Source organism: Maritimibacter sp. DP1N21-5 (genome assembly GCF_019218295.1).
Classification (GTDB): Bacteria; Pseudomonadota; Alphaproteobacteria; order Rhodobacterales; family Rhodobacteraceae; genus Maritimibacter.
Map to the genome: position 1 here is coordinate 1,481,024 of NZ_JAHUZF010000006.1, position 25,834 is coordinate 1,506,857.

Annotated in this window: 31 protein-coding genes; 11 read left to right on the forward strand and 20 right to left on the reverse strand. The window is 63.8% G+C overall.

The features are described from left to right. Nucleotides 1-19: 19 nt before the first annotated feature. The 4 genes from KJP29_RS14970 (at nucleotide 20) to KJP29_RS14985 (ending at nucleotide 2,634) form a co-directional block, all read left to right on the forward strand. The gene (locus KJP29_RS14970; protein ID WP_218464333.1) at nucleotides 20-328 is read left to right on the forward strand and encodes a DUF2282 domain-containing protein; all 309 of its coding nucleotides are present in this window, start codon (nucleotides 20-22) and stop codon (nucleotides 326-328) included. A gap of 62 nt (nucleotides 329-390) precedes the next feature. Continuing rightward, on the forward strand, nucleotides 391-1,269 hold the full coding sequence (locus KJP29_RS14975) for a DUF692 domain-containing protein (protein ID WP_218464334.1): 879 nt from the start codon (nucleotides 391-393) through the stop codon (nucleotides 1,267-1,269). Between the two features lie 115 nt (nucleotides 1,270-1,384). Continuing rightward, nucleotides 1,385-2,092: a DNA-binding domain-containing protein gene (locus KJP29_RS14980; protein ID WP_218464335.1), complete on the forward strand. Its 708-nt coding sequence runs from the start codon at nucleotides 1,385-1,387 to the stop codon at nucleotides 2,090-2,092. Then, nucleotides 2,089-2,634, forward strand: a complete 546-nt coding sequence (locus KJP29_RS14985) for a DoxX family membrane protein (RefSeq protein ID WP_218464336.1) — start codon at nucleotides 2,089-2,091, stop codon at nucleotides 2,632-2,634. The genes KJP29_RS14980 and KJP29_RS14985 overlap by 4 nt, the downstream gene beginning before the upstream one ends. On the opposite strand, the gene KJP29_RS14990 is transcribed toward KJP29_RS14985, so the two are convergent. Further along, nucleotides 2,616-2,939: an arsenate reductase family protein gene (locus KJP29_RS14990; RefSeq protein ID WP_218464337.1), complete on the reverse strand. Its 324-nt coding sequence runs from the start codon at nucleotides 2,937-2,939 to the stop codon at nucleotides 2,616-2,618. The genes KJP29_RS14985 and KJP29_RS14990 overlap by 19 nt on opposite strands. 161 nt (nucleotides 2,940-3,100) lie before the next feature. Between KJP29_RS14990 and KJP29_RS14995 the strand changes: the two genes are divergently transcribed. Then, entirely contained in the window at nucleotides 3,101-3,307 is a 207-nt protein-coding gene (locus KJP29_RS14995; RefSeq protein WP_218464338.1) for a cold-shock protein, read from the forward strand. A 76-nt stretch (nucleotides 3,308-3,383) separates the two neighbouring features. On the opposite strand, the gene KJP29_RS15000 is transcribed toward KJP29_RS14995, so the two are convergent. The 4 genes from KJP29_RS15000 to KJP29_RS15015 all read right to left on the reverse strand — a co-directional run bounded on the left by KJP29_RS15000 (nucleotide 3,384) and on the right by KJP29_RS15015 (nucleotide 5,759). After that, nucleotides 3,384-3,785: a DUF2177 family protein gene (locus KJP29_RS15000; protein ID WP_218464339.1), complete on the reverse strand. Its 402-nt coding sequence runs from the start codon at nucleotides 3,783-3,785 to the stop codon at nucleotides 3,384-3,386. A 120-nt stretch (nucleotides 3,786-3,905) separates the two neighbouring features. Next, the gene (locus KJP29_RS15005; RefSeq protein ID WP_218464340.1) at nucleotides 3,906-4,415 is read right to left on the reverse strand and encodes a hypothetical protein; all 510 of its coding nucleotides are present in this window, start codon (nucleotides 4,413-4,415) and stop codon (nucleotides 3,906-3,908) included. A 52-nt stretch (nucleotides 4,416-4,467) separates the two neighbouring features. Next, on the reverse strand, nucleotides 4,468-4,947 hold the full coding sequence (locus KJP29_RS15010) for a dihydrofolate reductase (protein ID WP_218464341.1): 480 nt from the start codon (nucleotides 4,945-4,947) through the stop codon (nucleotides 4,468-4,470). Beyond that, nucleotides 4,944-5,759, reverse strand: a complete 816-nt coding sequence (locus KJP29_RS15015; RefSeq protein WP_218464342.1) for a thymidylate synthase — start codon at nucleotides 5,757-5,759, stop codon at nucleotides 4,944-4,946. Before KJP29_RS15015 ends, KJP29_RS15010 begins: the two co-directional genes overlap by 4 nt. A gap of 202 nt (nucleotides 5,760-5,961) precedes the next feature. On the opposite strand from KJP29_RS15015, the gene KJP29_RS15020 reads away from it, so the two are divergent. Both KJP29_RS15020 and KJP29_RS15025 read left to right on the forward strand, forming a co-directional pair. After that, nucleotides 5,962-7,332, forward strand: a complete 1,371-nt coding sequence (locus KJP29_RS15020; protein ID WP_218464343.1) for a hypothetical protein — start codon at nucleotides 5,962-5,964, stop codon at nucleotides 7,330-7,332. Further along, complete coding sequence (locus KJP29_RS15025; protein WP_218464344.1) at nucleotides 7,271-8,044, forward strand: DUF1194 domain-containing protein; 774 nt, start codon at nucleotides 7,271-7,273, stop codon at nucleotides 8,042-8,044. The genes KJP29_RS15020 and KJP29_RS15025 overlap by 62 nt, the downstream gene beginning before the upstream one ends. Here KJP29_RS15025 and KJP29_RS15030 read toward each other — a convergent pair. The 3 genes from KJP29_RS15030 to KJP29_RS15040 form a co-directional block, all read right to left on the reverse strand. Further along, the gene (locus tag KJP29_RS15030) at nucleotides 8,038-8,550 is read right to left on the reverse strand and encodes a MarR family winged helix-turn-helix transcriptional regulator (protein WP_218464345.1); all 513 of its coding nucleotides are present in this window, start codon (nucleotides 8,548-8,550) and stop codon (nucleotides 8,038-8,040) included. The two genes, KJP29_RS15025 and KJP29_RS15030, sit on opposite strands and share 7 nt — an antisense overlap. 77 nt (nucleotides 8,551-8,627) lie before the next feature. Further along, nucleotides 8,628-8,891, reverse strand: a complete 264-nt coding sequence (locus KJP29_RS15035; protein ID WP_218464346.1) for a succinate dehydrogenase assembly factor 2 — start codon at nucleotides 8,889-8,891, stop codon at nucleotides 8,628-8,630. A gap of 17 nt (nucleotides 8,892-8,908) precedes the next feature. Further along, nucleotides 8,909-9,292 (reverse strand): helix-turn-helix domain-containing protein, encoded by a 384-nt coding sequence (locus tag KJP29_RS15040; protein WP_218464347.1) that lies wholly within the window; start codon nucleotides 9,290-9,292, stop codon nucleotides 8,909-8,911. An 80-nt stretch (nucleotides 9,293-9,372) separates the two neighbouring features. On the opposite strand from KJP29_RS15040, the gene KJP29_RS15045 reads away from it, so the two are divergent. Both KJP29_RS15045 and KJP29_RS15050 read left to right on the forward strand, forming a co-directional pair. Continuing rightward, nucleotides 9,373-10,575 carry a pyridoxal phosphate-dependent aminotransferase gene (locus tag KJP29_RS15045; RefSeq protein WP_218464348.1) on the forward strand — a complete coding sequence of 401 codons (1,203 nt, stop codon included), beginning with the start codon at nucleotides 9,373-9,375 and terminating at the stop codon, nucleotides 10,573-10,575. A 94-nt stretch (nucleotides 10,576-10,669) separates the two neighbouring features. Further along, on the forward strand, nucleotides 10,670-11,074 hold the full coding sequence (locus KJP29_RS15050) for a hypothetical protein (protein WP_218464349.1): 405 nt from the start codon (nucleotides 10,670-10,672) through the stop codon (nucleotides 11,072-11,074). Nucleotides 11,075-11,084: 10 nt separating this feature from the next. Here KJP29_RS15050 and KJP29_RS15055 read toward each other — a convergent pair whose 3' ends face one another. Both KJP29_RS15055 and KJP29_RS15060 read right to left on the reverse strand, forming a co-directional pair. Then, on the reverse strand, nucleotides 11,085-12,431 hold the full coding sequence (locus tag KJP29_RS15055; protein ID WP_218464350.1) for an MATE family efflux transporter: 1,347 nt from the start codon (nucleotides 12,429-12,431) through the stop codon (nucleotides 11,085-11,087). A gap of 48 nt (nucleotides 12,432-12,479) precedes the next feature. Then, on the reverse strand, nucleotides 12,480-13,082 hold the full coding sequence (locus tag KJP29_RS15060) for a cyclopropane-fatty-acyl-phospholipid synthase family protein (RefSeq protein WP_370630879.1): 603 nt from the start codon (nucleotides 13,080-13,082) through the stop codon (nucleotides 12,480-12,482). A gap of 87 nt (nucleotides 13,083-13,169) precedes the next feature. Here KJP29_RS15060 and KJP29_RS15065 point away from each other — a divergent pair, with 87 nt between their 5' ends. Beyond that, nucleotides 13,170-13,802: a TIGR02453 family protein gene (locus KJP29_RS15065; protein WP_218464351.1), complete on the forward strand. Its 633-nt coding sequence runs from the start codon at nucleotides 13,170-13,172 to the stop codon at nucleotides 13,800-13,802. Here the strand turns inward: KJP29_RS15065 and KJP29_RS15070 are convergent, their stop codons facing one another. From KJP29_RS15070 to KJP29_RS15090, 5 genes are all read right to left on the reverse strand, one after another. After that, complete coding sequence (locus KJP29_RS15070) at nucleotides 13,803-15,074, reverse strand: lytic murein transglycosylase (RefSeq protein ID WP_218464970.1); 1,272 nt, start codon at nucleotides 15,072-15,074, stop codon at nucleotides 13,803-13,805. It lies immediately after the preceding gene. Nucleotides 15,075-15,176: 102 nt separating this feature from the next. Further along, the gene (locus KJP29_RS15075; protein ID WP_218464352.1) at nucleotides 15,177-15,857 is read right to left on the reverse strand and encodes a hypothetical protein; all 681 of its coding nucleotides are present in this window, start codon (nucleotides 15,855-15,857) and stop codon (nucleotides 15,177-15,179) included. 84 nt (nucleotides 15,858-15,941) lie between these two features. Continuing rightward, a complete protein-coding gene (gene ppk2, locus KJP29_RS15080) occupies nucleotides 15,942-16,859 on the reverse strand; it encodes a polyphosphate kinase 2 (RefSeq protein WP_218464353.1) in 918 nt (305 codons plus the stop codon). A 138-nt stretch (nucleotides 16,860-16,997) separates the two neighbouring features. Continuing rightward, a complete protein-coding gene (locus tag KJP29_RS15085) occupies nucleotides 16,998-19,286 on the reverse strand; it encodes a glycosyl hydrolase family 28-related protein (protein ID WP_218464354.1) in 2,289 nt (762 codons plus the stop codon). Nucleotides 19,287-19,460: 174 nt separating this feature from the next. Further along, the gene (locus tag KJP29_RS15090; RefSeq protein ID WP_218464355.1) at nucleotides 19,461-19,874 is read right to left on the reverse strand and encodes a DUF4864 domain-containing protein; all 414 of its coding nucleotides are present in this window, start codon (nucleotides 19,872-19,874) and stop codon (nucleotides 19,461-19,463) included. Between the two features lie 114 nt (nucleotides 19,875-19,988). Here KJP29_RS15090 and KJP29_RS15095 point away from each other — a divergent pair, with 114 nt between their 5' ends. Continuing rightward, nucleotides 19,989-20,363 (forward strand): VOC family protein, encoded by a 375-nt coding sequence (locus KJP29_RS15095; protein ID WP_218464356.1) that lies wholly within the window; start codon nucleotides 19,989-19,991, stop codon nucleotides 20,361-20,363. 11 nt (nucleotides 20,364-20,374) lie between these two features. On the opposite strand, the gene KJP29_RS15100 is transcribed toward KJP29_RS15095, so the two are convergent. The 5 genes from KJP29_RS15100 to KJP29_RS15120 all read right to left on the reverse strand — a co-directional run bounded on the left by KJP29_RS15100 (nucleotide 20,375) and on the right by KJP29_RS15120 (nucleotide 25,832). Further along, nucleotides 20,375-21,115, reverse strand: coding sequence for a hypothetical protein (locus KJP29_RS15100; protein ID WP_218464357.1), 741 nt, complete (start codon nucleotides 21,113-21,115; stop codon nucleotides 20,375-20,377). Nucleotides 21,116-21,628: 513 nt separating this feature from the next. Then, complete coding sequence (locus tag KJP29_RS15105) at nucleotides 21,629-21,955, reverse strand: hypothetical protein (protein WP_218464358.1); 327 nt, start codon at nucleotides 21,953-21,955, stop codon at nucleotides 21,629-21,631. A gap of 208 nt (nucleotides 21,956-22,163) precedes the next feature. Further along, the gene (locus tag KJP29_RS15110; RefSeq protein ID WP_218464359.1) at nucleotides 22,164-23,282 is read right to left on the reverse strand and encodes a glycosyltransferase family 4 protein; all 1,119 of its coding nucleotides are present in this window, start codon (nucleotides 23,280-23,282) and stop codon (nucleotides 22,164-22,166) included. A gap of 517 nt (nucleotides 23,283-23,799) precedes the next feature. Continuing rightward, nucleotides 23,800-24,717 (reverse strand): sugar transferase, encoded by a 918-nt coding sequence (locus KJP29_RS19340; protein WP_255553628.1) that lies wholly within the window; start codon nucleotides 24,715-24,717, stop codon nucleotides 23,800-23,802. Nucleotides 24,718-25,211: 494 nt separating this feature from the next. Further along, nucleotides 25,212-25,832 (reverse strand): sulfotransferase family 2 domain-containing protein, encoded by a 621-nt coding sequence (locus KJP29_RS15120; protein WP_218464360.1) that lies wholly within the window; start codon nucleotides 25,830-25,832, stop codon nucleotides 25,212-25,214. Nucleotides 25,833-25,834 lie beyond the last annotated feature (2 nt).

Here is a 25,834-nt window from a genome sequence, read left to right on the forward strand (position 1 = left end):
ACGCAACAGGAGGACAGACATGTCGAAGAAAACCACACTCACCATCGCGGGTGCCATGGCAACCGCCCTCGCCTCGCTCACGCTCCCGGCCTCGGCGCAGGACATGGAGAAATGCTACGGCGTGGCCAAGGCTGGCGAGAACGGCTGCGCTGCCGGCCCCGGCACGACCTGCGCGGGCACGTCGAAGGTCGATTACCAGGGCAACGCCTGGTCGCTGGTGCCCGCCGGGACCTGCGAAGAGATCACCATCGAGGCCTCGATGACTGAGGACATGATGGAGCGCATGGGTTCCTTGGAGCCGCTCGAGCGCGATCTGCCCGCGATGTGAGGCGGCTCTCGGGGCGCGGACGGGGAACGCCGCCCGCGCACCGTTACCTTGAGGAGGAACGGATGTTCGATATGGCAAGGGACGCACGCAAGACCGGATTGCCTGCGCGCGCGGGCGTCGGCTTCAAACCGCAGCATTACGCCGAAATCGTGAGTGACCCCGGGCCAGTCGGCTGGCTGGAGATTCACGCCGAAAACTATATGGGCGACGGCGGGCGGCCCATCGCCCAGTTGCACGCGTTGGCCGAGCGGTTCCCGATCTCGGTCCATGGCGTCGGGCTGTCCATTGGCGGCGAGGGGCTGGGCGAGGACCATCTGGCGCGGGTGGCGCGGCTGGTGCACTGGCTTGAACCCGCTCGGTTTTCCGAGCATCTGGCTTGGTCGAGCCATGGCGGGACCTACTTCAACGACCTGCTGCCCCTGCCCTATACAACCCAGACGCTCGCCCGGGTCTGCGACCACATCGACCGCGTGCAGGAGGTGCTCGGTCGCCGGATGCTGCTTGAGAACCCCAGCGTCTATGTCGAGTTTGCCGAGACCGAAATGCAGGAGACTGATTTTCTGCGCGAGGTCGCGCGGCGGACAGGCTGCGGGATGCTGCTCGACGTGAACAACGTTCATGTGTCTGCCACCAATCGGCAGGTCGACGCGCGGCAATACCTTGCCGACTTCCCGATGCACGCGGTCGGAGAGCTTCACCTTGGCGGGCATGCGGCGGACGAGGTATTGGGCGAGGCGCTCCTCATCGACAGCCACGGCTGCGAAATCGCCGACCCGGTCTGGGACCTTTTTGCCGAGGTTCTGAGGCGCACCGGTCCCATCGCGACGCTGATCGAATGGGACAACGATGTGCCCTCCTGGCCCGTTCTGGCCGCCGAGGCCACGCGGGTGGACAGCCGCCTGGCTGCGGCGGCGCGCCGGAAGAGCCGGGCAAAGCATTGATTGTGAATGATTATTAGAAGGTTTCGGGATTCCGGAATGTTAGGATTCTAGAATTCTAGAATCCCGGCGGAACCGACCTCGCGCACCGCGCAGAACAAAGGAAGGGAGTGACACCATGTCATGGGACGATGCGCTCTTCGCGCCTGATGGCCTGCCGCAGGGGCTTGCTGCGGCGGATGGCGCCATCGCCGCACGGTTCGGCGTCTATCGCAACAACGTCATGTCGTCCCTGGCAACCGCGCTGGAGGATGGCTTTCCGACGGTCGCGCGCTTGACCGGCCAGGCGTTTTTCCGGGCGATGGCCGTCGCATTCGTGCGCGCCCATCCTCCGGGATCTCCAATCCTCGCCCGCTATGGCGAGGCGTTCCCCGACTTCCTCTCGGACTTCCCGCCCATCGCACATCTGCCCTACCTCCCGGATGTCGCGCGGCTGGAACTGGCGCTGCGACATGCCTACCACGCCGCCGACGCGCCACCGGTTCCACAGGCTGCGCTCTCAAACCCCGAGATCGGCACGGCGCGGCTGGGGCTGGCCCCGGCGGTGGCGGTCTTGTCCTCGCGCTATCCGATCCACGCGATCTGGCGCCGTAACCATGATGACCGGGCCCCGAAACCCACGCCGGGCGCGCAATCCGTGCTTGTCACGCGGCCCGACTGGGACGCGCTGGCCGAACCCGTGCCCGATGCCGAGGCGACCTTCATCGACCGGCTTTCCCGGATGCCGCTCGCCGAGGCCGCCGACCTTCCAACGCTCGACCTTCCCCGGGCGCTCGCGCGGCTGGTGGCGCGCAAGGCCATCGTCTGCGTGGAGTATGCCGCATGAGAAACACCGTCACGACGCTATATGGCGCGCTCGACAACAGTGCCCCGACCATACTGCCAAGTTTGGCGCGCTTTGCTTTCGCCGCTGTCCTTGCCCCCTATTACTGGGCCTCGGCCGTCACCAAGGTTGATGGCGCGGGGCTTTCGGTCAATGGCTACGCCCAGATCTTTCCCCGGGCGATGGAGGCCGTGAATTATGATCCGAGCCAGCTTGGCCTTCTGCACAGCGTGATCGTCGCGGGCGGAACCTTGGCCGAACTTCTCCTTCCGGCCCTGCTTATCCTGGGCCTTCTGACCCGTCCCGCCGCCCTCGGCATGATCGGGTTCATCGTCGTTCAAAGCCTGACCGACCTCTTCGGCCACGGTGCGCTCGGCGACGGGGTGACACTCGGCGCGCTCTTCGACCGGGCGCCCGACAGCGTGATCCTCGACCAAAGGCTGCTCTGGCTCACCCTGCTCGCCACCTGCGTCTTTCTTGGACCAGGGCCCCTGTCCCTGGATCGCCTCGCCCGTCGCCGGTCGGGTCAGAGCCAGACCGCCTGAGCCTCCTTGTCCCACCCTAGGGTCAGACGCCCCTCTCCTTCGATCACCGGACGCTTCATGAGCGTCGGATGCGCCGCAAGGAGGGCCATGACATCCGCCTGCCTCTCGTCTTCGCCGAGGCCGCGCCAGGTCGTGGACTTCCGGTTGACGAGTGCTGCGCCGAAGGCCGCGTGGAACCGTTCGAACGCGGCGGCGCCCAACGGAGTCTCCCGGATATCGACGAGTCCCGGTGCATACCCCGCCGCCTCCAGCGCCTTCATCGCCGCGCGCACCTTGTCGCAGGATTTGATCCCATACACCTTCATTTACTGGCCTCGCAAAGAGCACTTGATTTTTGTTTCGCTATGTTCACCATGAATGCGTGACTACAGAACTTCCAGTCAACCGCCCAGGCGGGGCAGCTGAAGACCTGCTGCACCACCCCGTCGCAATATCGCGGACGGTAAGACTGAAGGAGACAGACGGAATGCCCACTGGCACCGTTAAATGGTTCAACACGACCAAGGGCTATGGTTTCATCGCCCCCGATGACGGCGGGAAGGACGTGTTCGTCCACATTTCGGCCGTGGAACGCGCAGGCTTGAAAAGCCTGGCCGACAATCAGAAGGTATCCTACGAGATGATCCCGGGCCGGGACGGTCGCGAAAGCGCCGGCGACATCAAGCCCATCTGATACCGGACCACATTTTGAGAAACCCCGCCTCTGCCGCGGGGTTTTTCTGTTTGCTGGCCTCTCGGTCCAGCACCGATCAGCTTTGAAACGCGCGAAGGATCATGACGCCGGCCCAGGCCGAAAACCCGGTCAGAAGCGTGCCCCAGATCACGTCCGTTGCCACCATTTGCGGCGACCAGAGGCGCAGAGTGGCGTAATTCGTGAACTCGTAAGTGCCATAGGCCATTGCACCGATCACCGCCCCGCTGATCAGCGCGGTGAGCGGGGTGTCGTTCTTCAGCGCAGGCCAGGATACGAGCCAGACGACTCCGGCCACATAGAAGAGGTAAAAGACAGCGGCGGGCGCGATGCGGATCGGGAGTTGGAGCCAGTCGCCGAGGTGCGTTTCGAACAAAGGTTTCATCACCCTGTTCAACATCACCGCGTCCAGCCCCAGAAAGATCACGGCCGTTACCAGATAAAGAAAAATTGCCTGCATCGCGCACCTCGAATGTCGTTTCATTCGGGTTACGCCTGCGCCGTCAAGCCGGATCACTCGGAAGCCGGCGCGGATCGCACATGGCCCGGCGCGTGGGTCAGTCCCTTCGCGCCGGGGGTTTCAGCACTGCGGCTTCCAGGCGTTGGGTCCGGCCGGTTTCGTCGGCGACAGGGCCCAGTAGATGGCCTCGGGCGGCAGCCCCTGCTTGCGGTCGGCACGGGCGACACGATCTACGAACTGGCGCGGCGCCTGTATCCCCAGCACGTCCATCAGCCCGTCGACGATCACCTCATAGGTGGTGCGCGGCGCCTCGGGCTGTTCGACCAAGACATCCACGACCTGCAAAGAGCCGTCGGACTTCACGAAGAACTTCTTGGACAGCGTCGCCTGCGTCGCAGCATCGCTGACCGTGTCTTTCACGCCGTCCATTGCGACGCATTGCCACGAACCAAGAGCGAAGGCACCTGTCGTGGAGCTTGTTACCAGAGCGATTGCGACCAGCGCTGCCCTTCCAAAATCCCAGTATCCCATGGGGTTTTTGATACGAAACCAAGGGAAACGTTTCAATCGTTTCGTTTGTTCCATCGGCCACGAAATAAATTTCAAGGCAAAATCGTGGCCATGAAACATCAGACTGTGTCCTCCCGGCCCCGCTCTGTCGCCGCATTGCAGCATGGTCGCGCTAAAGGCGGCGAATCCACTCGGTCAGGGTCAGCCCGAAATCTGCCGATGCGATCGGAAGCGATGCGATTCGCACCCAGTCCGACGGATCGAACGTCGGGAAATGCGCATCCGCGCCCTCGACCGCAAGATCCACCTCGGTGATGAGCAGGCGATGCGAGATCGGCAGCAGGTCGCGATAGATCCCCGCGCCCCCGATGCCATAGATCCGGTCGTAGCCTTCCGACTGGGCGAGTGCCACGGCCGCCTCGACCGAGCCAACGACATTGTCGCAAAGGCCCCTGTCCCGCGACACCACGATGTTCAGACGGTCCTTCAACGGCCTGAATGGCAGGCTTATCCAGGTCGTGCGCCCCATGATCACCGCACCGCCCACCGTTTCGCGTTTGAAGCGGCGCAGGTCTTCGGGCGCGTGCCACGGGATGCCCCCCGCCTTGCCGATGGCGCCGTTGCGATCCCGGGCGACGACGAGCGAGATCATACCGCCACCGGAGCCTTGATTGCGGGCTGGGGTGCGTAGCCCTCGAAGGCGAAGTCCTCGTAGTGGAAATCGAAGATCGAGCCCACGTCGCGTGTCAGCCGCAGCCGGGGCAGTTCCATCGGGCTGCGCGTGAGCTGTTCGCGCACCTGATCCATGTGGTTGGAATAGATATGCGCGTCACCGATGGAGTGGATGAAATCGCCGGGCTCGTAGCCCGTCACATGGGCGAGCATCACGAGGAGCAGCGCATAGGACGCGATGTTGAAGGGCACGCCCAGGAACATGTCGGCAGAGCGCTGGTAAAGCTGGAGGTGCAGTTTGCCGCCGATGATGCGCACCTGCCAGAGCGTGTGACAGGGCGGCAGCGCCATCTGGTCGACCTCGCCGGGGTTCCACGCCGACACGATCAGACGGCGACTGTCGGGACTCCGCTTGATCTGCTCGACGAGCTTCGCGATCTGGTCGACCTCTCCGATCACCGGCTGGCCGTTCTCATAGGCGACCGAGGGGAAATGGCGCCACTGGTGGCCGTAGACGGGCCCGAGGTCGCCGTTCTCATCGGCCCACTCGTCCCAGATCGAGACACCGTTCTCCTTGAGGTAGCCGATGTTGGTATCCCCCGCGAGGAACCAAAGAAGCTCGTGCACGATGGATTTCAGATGCAGCTTCTTCGTGGTGACGAGCGGGAACCCGTCCGACAACGCGTAACGCGTCTGCAATCCGAAGTAGGATATGGTGCCGGTCCCGGTGCGATCGGTGGACGGGGTGCCATGGTCGAGGACGGTCCTCAGACTGTCGAGATATTGGCGCATGCTCTCTCCTTCCGGCGGACGTCTGCTCAAGGGGCGAATCCCCCTCGCCCGGCTGCATCCAGATATAGTATACCGGTCCGTGCCCTGACCCAAGATGGATACAGGACAGGGGCAGGCCGGTGAACGTGGGAAGATGGCGGGGCGCTTGGGTTTCGCGCGGATTTCCACTAGGCTCGGGCCGAACGAGCGGGGGTAGTAGTCGATGCGGCGACAAGTGGCCGGGATCAAGGCAGGTGTGTTTGCGCTGGCACTGGCGCTGGGGGCCGTCGACGCCACCGCTGCGCTTGCGCAGGACCGCGACACGCAGCTCGACGCGTCGGTGGCGGCGCTCCAGGACGGCAACCCCGCACAGGCGCTCGCCCTGGCCGACGCCGTGATCGCGAGCAATCCGCGCGACATCGACGCGCTTCTCCTGCGTGCGCGGGCGCTTTCGGCCCTCGGGCAGTCCCGGCAGGCGCGACAGGCGGCGCAGGCCGCCTACCGCGCGTCTGACATCGAGGCCGCGCGATATGCGTCGGCGATGATCATGGCCGAGCTTGTCGCGACCGACGGGAATTACACGCTGTCGCAATTCTGGCTCCGGCGGGCGGTGCAACACACCTCGTCCGAGGCAGAGGTCACCAATGTCGCGCGCGCCTATCAGGCTGTGCGTCGGGAAAACCCGCTGTCCTTCCGCTTCTCCGTCGGCGCCGCGCCGAACTCCAACATCAACAACGGCTCGTCCGAACAGATCATCATGATCGCCGGCCTGCCCTTCGTGCTGTCACCGACCGCTCAGGCCCTGTCGGGCTGGTCAGCCGAGGCCGAAGCCGCGGTGAAATACCGGCTCTTCGCGACGCCCAGGTCACAGACGGTGGTCGGGCTCGAGGCTGCCGGTCGGATGAACTGGCTCGACCGGGGTTCGCGCGCGGCAGCACCGGGAACCTCGGGCCACGACTTCGATTTCTACCAGATCGCGGCGACCCTCCAGCAGAGCTTCCTGCTCGATGCCCGTGGCACGCGGCTTGATCTTTCGGCGCGCGCGGGGCGCAACTGGTATGGCGGCGCGAAGCTGTCGGACTTCTTCGGCGCCGGCGCGGCGGTGAACATTCCTGTGGCTGGCGGGCGCGACGCGCTCACGTTCACGGCGCGGGCGGACCGGGCGCTGATCACGGCGACGGGGCTTCAGCCGGAAACCGTGCTGCGCGCGGGCGTCACCTATGCGCATGAACTGTCCTGGGGCGACCGGGCGACGCTGTCGGCCAGCTATGCCCAAAGCTTTTCGTCGGGTCCGGCGCAGGAATATCGAATGCCTATGGCCGAGCTTAACTATGCGTTTTCCCAGCCGATCGCCGGTGCGCTCTTTTCCATCGGGGCCAGTTACGGTTACAAGGATTACGCTTTCTCGCCCTTCACGACCACCGGGCGGCAGGACCACATTGTCGGGGCCAAGCTGTCGGCGGATTTCCGTGGCCTGAGCTACATGGGGTTCTCGCCGGTCGTCACCGTGCAGGCCAACCGGACGTGGTCGAATGTCTCGATCTATACGCAACAAAGCCTTTCTGGCGGCATCAGCCTTCAGTCTCGCTTCTAGCCTGACAGGGTTCGCCCTGGCACAGGACGCGGGCTGCCGGCAGGCGCTCGCGCTGGCGCTCGATGTGTCGGGGTCGGTGGATGCGAACGAGTATCGCCTGCAGCTCGACGGGCTCGCGGCGGCGCTGACCGCCCCGGATGTGCGCGATGCGATCCTGTCTCCCGGTGCGGCTCCCATCGCGCTCAACGTCTTCGAATGGAGCGGGCCCAGCTACCAGCGCACGCTTGTCGACTGGACGTTGGTGGATGACGCCGGTGTGCTCGGGTCGGTAACAGAAACCCTGCACCGCACGGAACGCCAGCCTGCCCCGCCCTCGACCGCGTTGGGAACGGCCATGGCGGTCGGGGTGCAGGTCCTTCAGTCCGCGCCGCCCTGCTGGCGTGCGACGCTCGATATTTCCGGGGACGGCAAATCCAACACCGGACCACGGCCACAGGACCTCGACTCGCTCCCCGCATTCGCGGACGTGACGATCAACGGCCTCGTGATCCTGACCATCGACGGCATGGGCGAGGGCCCGGGCCCCGAGGACCTCGTGTCCTACTACGAGAACCTCGTCATTCGCGGCCCGGACGCCTTCGTCGAAATCGCCGACGGCTTCGAGGATTACGAGCGCGCCATGCGCCGCAAGTTGCTGCGCGAGATCAAGGCGCTCGCCGTGGGTGCCCTGCCCCCGGGCGGTTCAGCGGACAAGGCCGAGTCACTTCAGTAAATATAGCGGATCTGGTCGCTCCAGTATCGCTCGATGCGCTTGAGCGACGATCCCACTTCTTCGATCCCGTCCAATGACAGCACCGCGCGGTCTTCGAGACCCTTCGCATGCCGGTGAAACAGGTCCTCGACGACGGTCCGCACATTGCGCCCCTTGTCGGTGAGCCGCACCCGCACCGAGCGCCGATCGATTTCGGACCGTTCGTGGTGCATGTAGCCCATGTCCACGAGTTTCTTGAGGTTATAGGACACATTCGATCCCTGATAATAGCCGCGGGATTTGAGCTCGCCCGCCGTCACCTCGTTGTCGCCGATGTTGAACAGGAGCAGCGCCTGAACCGCGTTGATTTCGAGCACGCCCAGGCGTTCGAATTCATCCTTGATGACATCGAGAAGCAGTCGATGCAGACGTTCGACGAGCGACAGCACGTCCATATACTGCACGAGGAACCCGGTTCCCGATCCGTTCAGAAGGGTGGTCCCCGATATGGGGCTGTGAATGCTCATCCCAGACTCCGTCTTGCCTTGGTCAGAGCATCTTTGGGTCGGAAATCAGAATATTCGGTTAAACGCGTCCGGAAAACTCAGTGGTCGCGCGCCGCCGCGTGGTCGGCAATGGTGGCGATCAGGGGCGAGAACCGTTCCGGCGCCGCGACCTGCCCCGTCACCCATTGGTAAAGGTCCTGATCGTTCTCGGCCAGCAAGGCATCATAGAGGTCGAGGTCGTCTTTCGACATCTCCGCAAGCCTGTCGTCGCAGAAATGGCCCAGGATGATGTCCATCTCCTTGGTGCCGCGCCGCCAGGACCGCATGGCAAGCCGTTTCAGCCGCGCTTCGTCCGTTTCCATCCTGCCCTCTCGGTCCGCTATCCCGCCTCGAGCACCCGGCGCAGGCGTTTCTCCAGCGTCGCGAGCCGTTTCGAGGCGTCGGACATATCGCCCCGAAGTTCCCGAATCTCAAGCAGAATGTCCTTGGCCGCGGGGGTCAGTTCCTGAATGTCGTCGGGGGGTGTCACGCCGTCGCCCACGCCGGTGAGAAGCCAGCCGAGCGAGACGCCGAGCACGCCGGAGATCATCTGGAGCCGGTTCGCACGGGGCTCGGTCAGGTCGTCTTCCCAGGCGCAAAGAGTCTTTGTCTTGACCCCGATCCGTTTGGCCAAGTCCTTCTGCGTCAGGCCAGCGTTGTCGCGCGCGGCGGCAAGGCGGTCTCCGAACGTTGCGGCTTCATCGGAATACCAGTTGTCGTCCATGCGGGCCTCCCTTCCTGCTTGATTGCGATCCGCCCCAAGCCTAAGACCCTTGAGCCGAAACATGAACCCCGGATGCGACCATGTCTTTCCTCTCCGCGACCCTAGCCCGTGTGAAACCCTCGCCGACCATCGCCGTGACGACGCTCGCGCAGGAATTGAAGGCGGCGGGGCGTGACGTGATCGGCCTTGGCGCGGGCGAACCGGACTTCGACACGCCCGAGAACATCAAGGCCGCCGGGATCGCGGCGATCGAGGCAGGCAAGACGAAATACACCGCGCCCGACGGGCTCCCCGAGCTGAAGCGGGCGATCTGTGAGAAATTCGCGCGGGAGAACGGCTTGACCTATACGCCGCGCCAGATTTCCGTGGGCACGGGCGGAAAGCAGATCCTCTATAACGCGCTCATGGCGACGCTCGATCCCGGCGACGAGGTTATCATCCCGGCCCCCTACTGGGTGAGCTATCCCGACATGGTGCTCCTCGCGGGGGGCGAGCCGGTGATCGTGGAATGCGGCGTGGCGGCCGCCTTCAAGATGACGCCCGACCAGCTCGAGGCGGCGATCACACCGAAGACCAAGTGGCTCATCTTCAACTCGCCGTCGAACCCGACCGGCGCCGGCTATTCGCGCGAGGAACTGCAGGCCCTGACCGCTGTGCTGGTGAAACACCCCCATGTCTGGATCATGTCGGACGACATGTATGAACACCTTGTCTTCGACGACTTCAAATTCTTCTCCCCGGCCCAGATCGAGCCCGCGCTCTATGACCGGACCCTCACCGTCAATGGCGTGTCCAAGGCCTATGCCATGACCGGCTGGCGGATCGGATATGCAGGCGGGCCCGTCGAACTGATCGACGCGATGCGTATGATCCAGTCGCAGTCGACCTCGAACCCCTGCACGATTTCGCAATGGGCCGCGGTCGAGGCGCTGACGGGACCGCAGGACTACCTCGCCGGGAACGCCGCGCTCTTCCAGCGTCGCCGCGACCTCGTGGTGAAAATGCTGAACGAGGCCGAGGGTATTTCCTGCCCGACGCCGGAGGGGGCCTTCTATGTCTACCCCGACATCGCGGGTTGCATCGGCAAGACGACCCCGGACGGCACGGCGATCACGAATGACGAGGTGTTCTGCACCAAGCTCCTCGAGGAGACCGGCGTGGCCGTGGTCTTTGGCGCGGCGTTCGGCGTCAGCCCGAATTTCCGCATCTCCTACGCCACCTCGGACGCGCAATTGACCGAGGCCTGCCAGCGGATCCAGAGATTCTGCGCCGCTCTCTCCTGAGAGGCAACTGTTTCCACAAGGGAAACAACGGTTTCCCTTTCCCCGACCCTTCCGGTTCTGTATCAACGGGCTGGGCAGGAATAAGTGTTGGATCATGTCGACGGAACTTCCCGAGTATTATTTCCGTGTGCGCGAAAACGGCGCCTTCGTGTTCAAGGTGGACACGCAGAACCGCCATCGCCGGATCGAGATGGACCAGATCGCGGTGGTCAACACCCGCAACGGAGAGGTCAAGCCACATGGCGACCGGACCCTGTCCAATGCGGATATGGCCGCGATCGAGGACTGGCTCGCTGATCGCAAGGCCCTGCTTGCCGCGCGCGACATCGACGACATCCTGCGCGCGGTTGACCACCTGAATTACACCGCGCATTGGGTCCAGACCCGTGCCGAGGAAGACCAGCTCGACATGGTGACCGACAGCCTGCTTCTGGCCATGCACGACCTGCGCACGCTTCTGGTGCGCAAGAAGGCCGAACGGCTGATGAAGGGCGACTGACGAATGGGGCCTAGAGCGTCGAGACGAGGCGGCGGAACCTGAACGCAAGCAGGATCGCCGAAACCGTCAGCCCGAGGACAAGGCCCACCCAGACCCCGATGCCGCCGCCACCCAGAAGGACGCCGAAGACCCACATCGCAGGCGCCCCGACCCCCCAGTAAGCGAAGGCTGCCATCAGCATGGGCACGCGTGTGTCCTGCATCCCGCGCAGGATCGAAATGCCCATGACTTGCGCCGAATCCGCGACCTGAAACAGCGCCGCCATGGCCAGAAGGCTGCCGCCGATGACCAGGATCCGGGGGCGCAGCGGGTCGTCGGGGTCGACGAAGGCCCCGACGAGCGCATCGGGGAACAGCAGGAAAACCGCGACGGCGACAAGGGCGAAGGCAAAGCCGAGGCCCCAGACACTGAGCGCCCCGTCCCTGAGCGCGGTGAAGTCGCGCCTCCCCATGCTGCGCCCGGCCCGCACGGTGGCCGCGTTGGACAGGCCGAGCTGCACCATGAAGGCGACGGTCGTCACCTGAAGCGCGATCCCGTGCGCCGCCAGGGCAACCGCCCCGATCCAGCCCATGATGATCGAGGAGAAGTTGAAGAGCCCGACCTCGGCCACGGTGGTCAGACCGATCTGCCAGCCCATGCCGGCCACCTCGCGAAAGGCGCTTGGGTCGGGCCGCCAGAGCCGCTGGAACAACCGATGCGCGGGAAACACACGGAGCGAATAGGCGGCAAGCGCCAGTGCCGACAGCGCATTGACCGCCAGACTGGCGAGCGCCGCGCCGCGGATTCCCATCTCCGGCGCGCCCAGATTGCCGAAGATCAGGAGCCAGTTCAGACCGGCGTTTGCCACCGCCGCGCCGACCGTGACCCAGAACTGCACCCGCGTGTGTTCGAGCGCGGAGAGATAGCCCTTGAGCGTCATCACGACGAGCGCCGGGATCAGCCCGAAGCCCGCGATCCGCAGATAGGTCTGGGCCATATCGGCAATGTCGGCCTCCTGCCCCAGCACCCGCAGGAGCGGCGCGGAGAACCAGAAGATCGGCAGGCACAGGACGCCCCCGGCCAAGACGAGCCACAGCCCCATCCGCGTCGCCCGGCGGATACGCTGGTTGTCACCTGCCTCGGCCGCAGCGGCCACCAGCGGCGTCACGGCCCAGGCGAAGCCCGAGAAGAAGATCATGAGGATGAGATAGAGCGAGGTCGCAAGGACCAGCGCCGCCAGCGCGCGCACGTCATACCAGCCGACCATGAGCGTGTCGGTGGTCTGCACGGCCACCTGCGCGAGTTGGCTGCCCACGAGGGGCAGGCCCAGGGTCAGATGGGCCCGGACGTGGCCGCGATATGTGGCGAAGGATGACATGGCTTCTCTTCTCACGCGACGCGCAGAGGGGGAAGCGGCGACGTGCCGTCAGCCGGGTTTGCGCGCGATCAGGTCGATGAGCGCAGAGCGCCCCGCGTGCCCGGACCCTTCGTCGAGCACCGCCTCATAGGCGGCAAGGCGCAGGATCTCCCAACCGGCGAAGGCTTCGCGCAACAGGTCTTCGGTGTAGAGGTTCTCGGGGTCCTTCGGGCCGCCCGTGCCATGGGCAATCTGCTCGGGCGTATAGCCGTGAATGAGGACGAGCCCACCCGGCGCGGTGGTCCGCTTCATGCCCTCGAAGACCTCCGCGCGCGCTTCGGGTCCCATGAACTGGAAGAACACGCCGACTACGCGGTCGAAGCGGCCAGGCGCCCAGTCCCAGTCGAAGATGTCGGCCTCTTGAAAATCGACCGTCACGCCACGTGCGGCGGCCAGCTTCCGCGCCTTCGCGATGGCGTTGGGCGCGGCCTCCATGGCGGTAACGTGAAGCCCGCGCTCGGCAAGGAAGACCGAATTGCGCCCTTCGCCGTCAGCGATGGCCAGCGCCGAGGCCCCGCTCGGCAGATGATCCTCCTGTTCGACCAGAAACCGCGAAGGGGCCGTGCCGAATACATAGTCCGGCGTCGCGAAGCGTTCGTTCCACATGGTCATCTCCTTTTGTCCTGATGGCAGCTAGCAACGCGAAGCCCCCTTGCCAAGGGGAACGGAACCCGGCCCAATGGTCGCAGGAGGTCCCCGATGCAAGACATGTTGATCCCCCAGGCCCGCTGCTTCTTCGCCGATCTCGCCGCCCAGAACACCCGGGACTGGTTCGCCGCGCACAAGGCCCTCTACGACACCGAGGTCAAGGCGCCCGCCGAGGCGCTTCTGGAGCGTATGACCGACTGGTGCGATGGCGTGCTCGGGGTGACGGTGCGCCCGAAGCTCTACCGCATCCACAGGGACATCAGGTTCTCCGGGGACAAGACGCCCTACAACACCCACCTGCACATGCAATGGTCGATGACCGGGGCGCCGGTGTGCCTTCTGTTCGGGGCGAGCCGGGACTATTGCAAGGTGGGGATCGGTGCGATGACAATGGACAAAGACAAGCTTGGCCAATGGCGTGCCGCCGTCGCGCGGGGCGACGACGTGCTGGCCGAGGTTGCCGCGCTCCGGGCGGCGGGCTGGACCACGGACGACCCGCACCTCAGGCGCGTTCCCGCCCCCTACGCTCAGGACCACCCGGAGGCCGCGCACCTGCGCCGCAAGGGGATCGTCCTGTGGCATGACATGGACGAGGCAGAGATTGCCGACCTCGACCATGCGCTGAAGGCGCGGTTCACCGAGGCCGACGGCTGGCGCCGGTCGCTGGCCCGGGTGATCGGGTGATCAGCCGGGTCGGCCGCCGAGTCGCAGCAGCAGTTCCTTGGTCGCAACCCCGGTCGAGGGCATGCCGTTGGCCGCCTCGAAGGCGCGGATCGCGGCTTCAGACTTGGCCCCGATGACGCCATCGGTGCCGTCGGTGTCGAAGCCCTTGGCCGTCAGGCGGCGCTGGATGTCCTTGCGGTCATCGAGCGTGAGCCCCTGCGGATCGGGCCCGAAGGACCCCCGGATCGGCCCGCCGCCCGCGATCCGGTCGCCCAGATGGCCGACCCCGATCGCGTAGGAAGTGGCGTTGTTGTAGCGCTTGATGACCTCGAAATTGTTGAAGACCATGAAGGCCGGGCCGCCGCCGCCGGCCGGCTGGATCACCTTGGCCGCGCCGAAATTGCCGACGGTCGCCCCGTCCATGTTGCGAACGCCCATCGCAGCCCAGTCGGAAGGCGCACGCGTGATCGAGAAGCCGGCCTTGGAGCGATCGAAACCCGCCGGAAGCTTCACCTCGACGCCCCAGGGCTGGCCCTTGGTCCAGCCGAATTTCTTCAGGTAGTTGGCGGTGGAGGCCAGCGCGTCCGAGGGATCGTCGCTCCAGATGTCGCGCCGTCCGTCGCCGGTGTAATCGACCGCGTAGGACAGATAGGAGGTCGGCATGAACTGCGTATGCCCCATCGCCCCCGCCCAGGACCCGATCATCCGGTCCGGCGTGGTGTCACCGGCAGAGAGGATCTTCAGGACGGCGAACAGTTGTTGCTCGAAGAAATCCCGGCGGCGCCCGTCATAGGCGAGCGTAGCCATGGCGCTGACGATCGGGGTTTCGCCGCGGCGTGCGCCATAGCTCGATTCCATGCCCCAGACCGCCGCGACGATCTTGGCGTCGACTCCGTAGCGGCTTTCGACACCCGACAGGACCGAGCCGAACTGACGGTATTTCGCGCGTCCGTTCGACACGCGCTCGTCGCTGGCCGCGATGGCGAGGTAATCCTCAAGGGTCCGGGTGAACTCGGACTGTTTGTTGTCGTTGGCGACGACGCTGGGAAGATAGCCGACCCCACGGAAGGCACTGTCGAGTTGCGCCTGGGTGAAGCCTTGCGACGCCGCGCGGTTCTTGAAGCTCGCCACCCAGCCGTCGAAGCCTGCATTGGGCGCACTTGAGGGTGCCGGGCGCGGCGGCGGTGCGTCGCCCGGCCCGGCCAGCGCCGCGCCACGGGGGCTGCGCCCACAGGCGGAGAGCGCACTCAGCGACACGAGGCCCAAGGCCACACTGCGGCGCGATATCGTCATTCGGTTCATTCCTGCCCTCTTCGCTCGCGCATCCTTTGCGGACGCGGTTTCCATTTTGCTCAACAATAGCCGCAGATGCAGCTTTTTGACCAGTCTTGCGCGTTATGCGTCTGATCCTGTCGGCGGTCGGGCGCTGACCTCGGCCGCAACTGTGACGAAGCGGGGAAAGCCGGGATACCAGTCGTCGTGACGGCCCGCATGGTTCGCCATGCCAGGCTTGGTCAGGGTGCCTCGGGGGGCAATGTAGCTGTCGATCCGGCGCAAGGGCCGTTCGTGCCAGCCGATGTTGAAGGCCGCCAGCTTCGGAAAGAACAAAAGCTCATGATAGGGCAAATGGTCGTGTACGTACCAGGCGAGGCGCCGCCACTCGTCGCGCGCGTCGTGGCGATCGGCGAACCAGGGGATCACGATCGTCGCACAGGCCCCCATGTGCCCCCCCTCATCTCGCAGGTCCCAGATATGATTGGCGCGGCTCCGGTCGTTGGATGCGCAGGGGTAGCCTGCCTTGCCCTCGCGCTGCCGGTCGTTGCAGAACCCGTTGACCGCGGGCGAGCGATAGCCGGACCGGACCCAGATCTTCCCAAAGGTCGCGAAGAGCGGCTCCAGCAACTCCTCGCAGAGCTTCCGGCCCGCCGCTATGGCCAGATCGGGATCCTCGGGCAGGTTGGGAATGCCATGGAAATTGGCCACCTCGGAATAGAGGAACTCCCGCATCCAGAAATTCTGCGACAGGCGCACCCGCCCCAGATCATCGAGGGCAGTAACGCTTTTCAGACGGCGCATGGACAACCTCCCTTCCCCGGGCCCAAGGGAGGAAATGGAAGGGCCCTGGGTCAGAGTGACCGACCGGCCGTTGAAGTCAAAGCCCTAGCTTGCGTTGGCTCCCCGCCGCTGCTCGGGGTGAAGGCTCGCCCCGAGGATATGCTCCGATCCGTGAATGACCTGGCTCGCCCGTCCGACGATCAGCGGGTCCGGCGCAACGGCGATATGCCGGTCCTTGTCCGGATAGTCGAGCGTCGAAAGGAAATGGCGCATCGCCTCGAGCCGGGCGCGCTTCTTGTCCGAGGATTTCACGATGGTCCAGGGCGCATCCGCCGTGTCGGTGTAGAAGAACATCGCCTCCTTGGCTTCGGTGTAGTCGTCCCATTTGCCAAGCGATGCCTTGTCGACGGGCGACAGTTTCCAACGCTTCAGGGGGTCGGTCTCGCGAGCGGAAAAACGTTTCATCTGCTCTTCGCGCGTCACGGAGAACCAGTATTTGTAAAGCCGGATGCCAGAGCGGACGAGCATCCGTTCAAGCTCGGGAACCTGCCGCATGAATTCGAGGTATTCGTTGGGGGTGCAGAACCCCATCACCCGTTCGACACCCGCGCGGTTGTACCAGCTTCGGTCGTAGAAGACCATTTCCCCCGCCGTGGGAAGCTGTTCGAGATAGCGCTGGAAGAACCATTGCCCGCGTTCCCGGTCTGTCGGCTTGCCCAAGGCCACCACACGCGCCTCGCGCGGGTTCAGATGCTCCATGAACCGCTTGATCGTGCCGCCTTTTCCGGCCGCATCGCGCCCTTCGAAGAGCAGCACGAATTTCTGCCCCGTCTCACCGGCCCAGCGCTGAACCTTGAGAAGCTCGGCCTGAAGCGCGGCTTTCTGGGCCTCGTAGTCGGAGGAACCCATCTTGCCCTCATAGGGGTATTCCCCGTTCTCGAAGGTCTGGCGGATGATGTCGGATGCGACGCGCGGAAATTCGGTGACTTCGGCGGCTTGGCCGTCGATGGCGGTATCGGTCATGAAAGGCTCCTGTCTGATGTGACGAGTCTAGGCGCCTTGGGCGCCCGGCGCGTTGACACGCATCAAGAAAACGCCCGGTCACGAGGACCGGGCGTTGCATTGCCGAAAGAAATCACGGCCTTCGCCGGGGATGCCCCGTCAAAGCGGCCGGTCGACCCGGACCGTGCATTCCACGGTCCCGCGACAGGCTTGCGGCCAGACAAGTTGCACGAGCTTGTAGGCCGCGCCCTGGTTCGTCTTGACGTAGGGCATGCTGTCCACCACCGCGTTCGATCCGTTCTGGATCGCATCGACCTTGGTCAAGGCACTCACGATGCGGGCATTGCCGCCAAAGGGCAGATAGCCGGAAGGATCGAGGGTCCATGTCGCGGCGTTGGAGGTCTGCGCGAATTCAAGCGTGACGGGGCTCGCCGTCGCCTGCGTGACACCGGAGTAGTTGTTGCGCTCGAAGTTGATGTTGCGAAACCGCCAGTAGTCGGCCGGGGCATGGGTGGTGTCCCATTCCTCGACCCGCTCGATATTGCCGCCTGCCGCGAAAAAGGCGTTCTGGTTGACCTGGAAGCCAAGGATGAAGTGGCCGGTCCCGAAGGGCTTGATGCGCAGGAAGCGGAAACTCGAAATCGCGTTCGAGCAATAGAAGATGTTCCCGGTCACGGTCATCTGGCTGAAACTCAGCTCTGACGCGAAGTCCGGCTTGGCATCATGTTCGTTCGTCCATTCGATCGAGCAGTTGTCGATGTAGTTGCCCGTCACCGTGGCCAGCGCAGGTTCATAGGTGAACACGATCCCCGGCGTGCGCGGCGCGTTGGTTTCGTCGTCGCCCTGAAACACGTGGTTGCCCGTGACCATGTGGCCGGTGCCGTTCAGCACGATGGACAGGCCCATCCGCTGGAACCGGTTGTCGCGGATCTTGGCGTCGTTGGCATTCACGTTCACACCCACGCTGACCCGCTGCGTGGCCGCCGTGCCCTGTTCGTTCGAGATGAACTGGCATCGGTCGAGGTGCAGGTCCTGACAGGCACGGCCCGGGCTGGTGATGCATTTCTCCTTCGCCTTGAGGAAGAAACAGTCCTTGAACTGGATGTTCTCGCCCGTTGCCGGAAGCAGAACCCCGTTGGCATAGCCGTTCATCTGGAACTCGATGTCAGAGAAGGTCAGCCGACGCAGGTTGTCGAAGCCCATGAAATCAAGGCAATACTTGTGTCGTGTGAAGGTATAGCTCTGGGTGGCCGCCGGCCCGTAGAGCGGCTGGCTCAGCTCCAGCGACTGCGCCGCGACGTTGACCGCCTTCACGAAGACCTCGCGACCAACACCTGCCCCGGTGACCTGGCTGCCCGGCACGATCTGAGACGCGTTGACCACGTTGGTCAGCACACGCGGATTGTTCGCGTTGTAGCTCGCCTGAGAGGTCCGCACCGTCGGTGCCCAGCTCGGATCGTCCACCAGGTTGAACTGCCCGTTCCTGAGCACCCGGCGGATCAGGAAGGTGCCGGTGTCGTTCACCGCGTCGCGCATGTCGATGGGGGTAGAGACGTCGATCTTGCGGCCCTTGAGGTCGAAGCCGTTATGGTCGGAGTAGTCCATGAGCGCCTGAAAGCCCTTCTTGAAGGCCAGCACTTCGTCCCCGAACGCGTCGATATAGGTCGTGAGATCGAAATTCTTCTGGAGCACGAGCCGCGCCGATGCGGGCATCGTCACCGTCCCGTCAAAGCGGATCTTGTTGGTGATGGTGAGGGTGCTTGCGATGAAATAGTTCCCATCGGGCACCATGATCGTGCGGCCATCGGCGGCGGCATCGGCGGCGGCAAAGGCGGCGCGGTTGTCGGTCGTCCCGTCCCCCACGGCCCCGAAGTCGCGCACGTCGACCGCGTCGATCATGTCGCGTAGGAAGGCTTCGGTCACGTCCTCGATGGTGATGTCGTCGACCCGCACGATCCCGCCCGATCCCCCGACGAGGTCGATCCCGAAATGGCCATAGGTCGCGGTGGGCCAGATCATGTCGACACCGGTCCGGTTCCCAGTGCCCACGATCCCCATCACCGTCGCGATCTTGCCGTAGGTGTCGAGCGTGGCGGAGCCCGCGACCTCGGTCAGCCCGGCGATGTGCACCCCTGCCCCGTTCAACGCATAGCCGGCCACGCGCACCTCGGGGAAAATGCCGCTCATCATCTTCACGCGGGCGGTGATGCGCAGGTAGGTCCCCGGCAGGATCGGCGTCTGCCCCATCCAGCGCAGCTTCTGCGTCGCCTCGGTCTTGAGCAGTTCGATACAACCGCCGAAATCCTGATCGGAGGGAACATAGGCCGCGTTGGCAGCCCCGTCATAGGTCGCAGACCCCGGCGTGCCGTTGCCGCTCGACCACTGGCCAAGCCCCTCCGCGAAGGCAGGCGGCATCAGGTCGAGACCCCGGGTTATCGAAACGTTCATGGCAAGCCCCTTTTCATGTCGCAACACCCGCGCGGCATGGCACCGCGCGGTTCGGACAAGGGCTATCAATGGGGCATTAACCGTGTCTGAGGGAGGCGTGCGCAGGCTGCTGCAAGAGCCTTGGCGACGCTCGCGCCTTCAACTCACGTTGGACTTAGCACTTGCCCAAGCGGGTCAGACCCCGACGCCGACGCTTTCGAGATAAACCACGGCGTCGATGCGCCAGGACCCGTCAATTTCGACCATCTTGTAGTCGAGCAAGTGGACGGTCCCGGACATGTCTCCCACCTGCACGCGCTGCCATAGCCCACCGGCCTCCTCTCGAAGCTCGAGGAACTCGGTCGAGGTCGGGGCCCAGACCATGGGATAACCATTCTCCACCATGTTCCCGAAATTCTCGGGCGTGCGGAACATCCCCTGGATCGTGGGCGAGGCATAGGTCCACGCCTTGTCCACATCCTCGTCGAGAAAGGCGTCGAACTGGTTCGATATCACCGCCTCGATCGCGCTGTCAGGCGCCATCTGGGCGCGTAGGGCGTGGGGCAAGGTCAACAAGCTGAAGGCACAGATGACCAGAAATTGCTTCATGTCACGTCTCCTCATATGGGGAAGATACGCGCGGAACGCCGCCGCAGTTTCACTTTTCTTGCGCCGGGGTGCTGGTTTCGGCCAAACTGGCCGGGACAGCGCGGAGGAAAACGGATGGCGACGGTAACGGGCATTGGCGGGTTCTTCTTCCGGTCGAAGGACCCGGGCGCGCTGGCACTCTGGTACGAAGACCACTTCGGCATTCTCCAGGTCCCGTCTGACTACGGCGGCGCCGTTTGGCGTCAGGAGGCAGGGGTGACGGTATTTGCGCCCTTTCCCGAAGACACCGGGATGTTCGGTGCGCCGGACCGGCAATTCATGCTGAATTTCCGTGTGCCCGATCTCCCGGAAGCGGTCGAAGACCTTCGCGCCGCAGGCATCTCGGTCGAAGTCGACCCCGAGACCTACCCCAATGGCGTCTTCGCGAGTCTTACCGACCCGGAAGGCAATCCGATCCAGCTCTGGGAACCGCGAGGACCCGAAGCCTAGCCTCGGGGCCCCTAAGACAGCACGAGACGGCTGCCAGTCCATTCGGCGGTGCCTGAATACCGCGTCCCGTCCAGAACCACATCCTCTAGGATCAGCCGTCCGGCCTCGCCCGCAAGCAACGCGCCGCCTCGGCTGGTGTCGATCTGTCCGCCAATCATATGCGCGACGCGGGTCTTCGTATCGGGACCCTCGCCAAAGCGGATGACTGCAGCCTCCGGCACGGTGGCCAGACTGCAACTGCGGAGCGTCACCTGCCCGCCCAGCCAAAGACAGGCGGCGGCGTTTTCCGGACGCGGGGCGGGATCGGAGATGACGCACATGTCGAGCAGGTTGGCCGGATTGTCCCGCCAAACCCGCACCCCGTATTTGCAGCGGCGCATGGAGCATCGTTCAAGCTGCACGCCGTCGCACTTCAGGTCGAACCCGGCGTCGCCGAAGTCCCGCGCGTGGCAATCCACGAAAGTGGCCCGCGCGGTGTCTTCCTCGAGCACGACTCCGTCTCCCTGCACATAGGACGAGCCGCGTTCTTCCGCATTGATCGCGTTCACGGCGTTTCGCAGGTGGACGCGCTCGAAGCGAAGGTCCTGTCCTGCAACGATCGAGATGATCTGACAGACGCGCGTGCCGCCGCCGTCGATCTCGGCGGCGTCAAGATCGAGATCCGCGAAAAGCGCATCGGACAGGTCATGAAACCGGGCGAAGCCCCGGATAAGGCCGTAACCGCTCGAACGGGTGATCTCGAGACCGGACAAGCTTGCTCCCTCCTCCGTCTCGAAGACTCGGCCAACCATGCGCGCATGGACGTCAGAGAACCGAAGTCCCGCGCCAATTCCTGCGAGCCTGAAAAACCCTTTCGCCCCTGCCCCATCCAGCACGGGCCCCGATACATCGAGGTATTGTGGACCTTCGAGCACGAAGAACGGTTTGCCGGTCGGATCAGGCGAGGCCTGCGCCGGGAAAGGCAAGCGTTCTCGTCGGGTCAGAGGCCAATGGTGCCGGCCCGCCGGAACGGTCCCTCCGGTCTCCTCCATCAGTCCAAAGGCGATCCGGGCCGGTTCATCGACCGTCCCCTTTGCTGAAAAAACCGCCTGCGTCTCACGCCAGAACAAAGGACTTTCCACATCCGGCCGAAACCCGATCAGAACCTCGTCCCCGGGACGCAAGCCTTTCGTGAGCGACTTTCCCAGCCCGGCCAACCCTTTGGGCGCCGCCCAGGGTGTGCCCGCCAGACCGGTGTCCGCAAAATGGGCAACCGACGCCATGGTTCAGCTCTTGTCCGTGTTCAGCCGCATCCAGTCCGAGACCGACCCGGTCCCGGTCGACACGTAAACGACCCGTTCCACCGTATCGACCCAGAGCGCGCCCAGCATCGGCGGCGCGGTATCCGGCGCCACATCGGTCACATGCCGCGCGACGAAGGACCCGGGCCATTCTGGCGCCTGCGCAGCCCTCGCGTCGGCAAGTTGGGCCGTTACATCAGCCATGAGCTCCGAAAGAAGCGTGAAGTTGCGGTTCAGCTTCTCGAAGGCGTCCCGCAGGCTGTCACCGCTGCCATCGTCTTCGGCCGTGCCGATGTTCACAGGTTCAAACAATTCTGACCTCGCTCACGTTCGATAGTCTTTGACCGCTGTCTGCACGCAGATCTGGGCGCAGGGGCGGCACCGGTTCACATGCCACGGCCACGGCGGGCCGCGCCAGAAGGCCGATCCCGGCCACAAGGACCGTTTGCAGCACCGATCGCCGGGTGAAGTCTCGACCTCGCATCACGTCACGGCTGCTGGTCCGGCCTTCGGTCATCGGTCACTCCGCCAGCCGGCGATAGACGAGGGCCGTCTCCTCGGCGATCCGCGTCCAGTTGAACCGCTCGATCAGCGTCTGCGCGCGCAGGTCGTCCCAAGGCCCCGTCAGTCGCGCCGCAAACGCCGCTGGATTGCCAACTGGCACGTAGTGATGCGCTGGCAACCCGAGATCGAGATTGGGCCGAATGTCGGACAGAAGGATCGGCGCTCCCATCGCGCTCGCTTCGAGCGCTGCGATGGGCAGGCCTTCGTGATGCGAGGCCAGCACGAAGAGCGATGCCTTGGACAAAAGCGCCGCCACGCCCTCGCGGGGGATCGCACCTGTCAGGACTACATTCTCGGTGACGCCTTCCGACCGGATAAGGTCGAAAATTTCCTTGTCATGGTTCGACCCGCTGGGGCCGCCAACAATGACGAGTTTCGACGAAGGGCGCGCCATCGCGTAAGCGCGGATCAGGTCCGCAAAGCCTTTTTCCGGCACCAGCCGACCGACCGACACGATATACTGCTGCCCAACGAGCCCGTGATCCGCGAGCCAGTCGTCGACGGGTCGAGTTTCATGTCGGGTCTCGTCCAATATATGATCCGCCCCGTTTGGAATATAATGGATCGACGAAGCCTTGCCTGGATAATCCGCCTTCAGACGCTCCGCCAGCGAGGAGGACACCGCGATGACCTCGTTCGAGGCGAGCACGCCGACCCTTTCCCCGGTCTTGAGCACGGCTTGCGCAAATCGGTTCCATTTCGCGCGCCGGTAGTCGTCGCCGTGATGGGTGAAGACGACCTTCGCTCCGAGGAGCCGCGCCAGTGGTGCCATGAGCGCCGGTCCGACGGCGTGCAGATGAACGATTTTCGCCCGGTATCGAAGCCTCGCGGCCAGCACGCCAACAAAGGTGTTCGAAATCGCTTCAAGGTAGCGGTTCTTCATGGCGAAGAGCGGCACCACCGTCAGGTTTCCCCGTCGTCTGAGCGTCAGCGTCCCCATGGACGGCCGACGTCCCACGACGACGAACTGCTCGCCACGCGCCGCATCCGCGATCTTGGGCAACAGGTATTCGCAATGGGTTTCGATCCCGCCGGATATATCCGGGATGCCCCGCAAGCCGACGACGGCGACCATGGGAGGTCTCGCCGCGCGGGCCATGACATCGGACCCGGCGGGCATGAAAACGCCGCGTTCGGACGCCGGTCCAAGGGGCGAGAGTTGCGCGGTTGCCGCGAACCCGTGTTCATGTTGTCCCAAAGGTGTCCCTCCGGTCTCCAAAATTTGCCAGAATGCCGTGTTCTGTGGTAATCGAACCTGAGGCAAAAGACGGCACGGATGGCCAGTGAGCGGCCGGGTTTCTCTTGAATCGTAGCTTCAGCATTGTTCCCTTAACCTTCGGGAGGACGAACACCATGTCACAACCAGTCGTCGGGGAAGCGAAATCTGCGCCTGCCGCCTCTCATTCACAGCCTGTATCGAGAGGGAAATCGGCCGGGTATGACACAGGGTCATCGCGGAACCGGAGATTGATGTTCGTCTCCTTGAAGAATTTGCTGTTTTGGGGTTCGTGTATATTAACTCTGTTGGGTCTCTACCTCCTGTTCTTCAGATGAATTCGCGCTAGCGGGGCGAACCGTGAAGAAGCGTGTGGTCAGAAGCCGCTCCCGCTAAAAAATTCACAGCGAATGGTTTTCAGAATGATTTTGATGTCGGTCGCGATCGTCGCGGTCTGACAGTATTCGATGTCCTTGTTGATGCGTCCCTTTGCAGCTTCATAAGTTGTCGTCTCACCCCGAAAACCGGTGACCTGGGCCAGACCCGTGATCCCGGGCACCATGGCGTGGCGGTCGAGGTAGCGCGCATCGAAGTCCTCATAGCGGACCCCGGCGGCGATCATGTTCGGCACATGCGGGCGCGGACCCACCAGCGACATCTGCCCGAAGAGCACGTTCAGAAGCTGCGGCAGCTCATCGAAGGAGGTCTTTCGCAGGAAGGCCCCGACCCTGGTGATGCGGGGATCGCCCTTGGTGGTCTGCTGCACGCCAGTCTTGTCACCAAGGTCGGTGTGCATCGTGCGGAACTTGTAAATGCTGAACAACTCACTGTTGAGACCATAGCGATCCTGCCGGAAAAAGACCGGACCGCGGCTGGTCGCCTTGATGGCGATGGCGCATCCCGTGAGCAGTGGCGCCAGAAGGACAAGGCCGATACCGGAGCCGACGATGTCGATGCAGCGCTTGGAGATCCGGAACCGGAGCGACCGGCTGGGCAGGCCGAAGGGCCGTACCCGGCTCGGGGCGACGTCAGCTGACCCCACGGTCAGCATCATGGAAGACGGCTCGGTAATGGCGCCCTCGCGCACGGTAACATCGGCAATCGTCAAACGACCGTCCTGCGCCCCATCCAGAACGGGGCTCAAAGGCGCCCCGCCTGCGGAAGGATGGTCGTAGCGGTTCACATCGGGGCGCGAGGCTATTCTCGCAGTCACTTGCGTGCGGGAATCTGCCTTCGTCGCTCTCCAGGAAAACAATGGCGTCTTGGACAAAGCAGTGTCGGTCAGGTCGCTCATTTCAGCAGCACTCCAGGCATCAATAAAGGCTCGACGGCGCGGCGCAGACCCGCACAGCCGGACAAAACTCAAGTGTGACCAGAAACCCGAAAAGGGTTGCCGGTTCCTCGCATATACGTGTGATTATTATTGTTTTATTGTCCGGACACGCACCCCTACGCTCCGGAACGAAGTATTAGGGATCGATCTTGGTTCTTCGCCCGTTATGCCGACCCCTCGACACGCCGGGTGAAACCGATCCTCAAGTCAAACCTGCGCCGAGATGGCGCGGACGGGAAGGCAAAAATGCAATATCCCGGGCACAACTATGTTTTTCTTGCGGCAGCGCAGCATTGGCCAGGGTGTCTGCACATAAACGCGTCGCAATTGCTGACCTTTTAGGCGAAGTGTTTGATGAATTATGGCATTTTTGTGGAAATTTCAGCCATTTCCCGCCTGTCTCGATGCGAATCGTGGCCGGAAATCCGCCGATGCAGGTGCAGCGCAGGAACCGCTCAAAGGTCGCGAAAACTGTCCCGGCTGTAGCCGAAAGTCTCGAAATCCATCGCATAGAAATCCTGGATCAGCTGCGCAGCCGCCTCGGTCATCGCCGTGGCGCGTTTGGTCGAGCGATTGGCATGAGGCAACGCGGGCGGCGCATCGACGCCCGTCTCCTCGGCCAGTTCGGACATCAGATTCCCGATCTGATCCTCAAGCCGGAACGACCGGCTCCCGGCGATGCGAAAGGCGATCTGGGGACGGATATGGTTCGAATAGACATAAGGATCGCGGCGGTAGCGGCCCAGCGTCGTCTTGAGCCAGGTTTCAAAACTGGGCACCGGGAACCAGCGATAGGGTTTGTGCCGGTGCTGCATGCGGTAATTATATTCGCTCAGGATGCGAGCATAGGGATTACGCGTGACGCTGAAGGCATAGTCGAAGAAATCAGGTGCGAAGAGCTTCTCGATCATCTCGCCGTGGAAATGCTGCGGGACGCAGGGCAGACGCTCGGTATTAAGCGTCATCCGGAAGCTTTCCCCCGAATGCTGCGCCAGAAACTCTTCGACCGAAGTGCCTCCCGCCTTCGGAATATGAAGGAAGAGGATCGTCTTTCCGGAAATCCTGAATATTGGCAAGC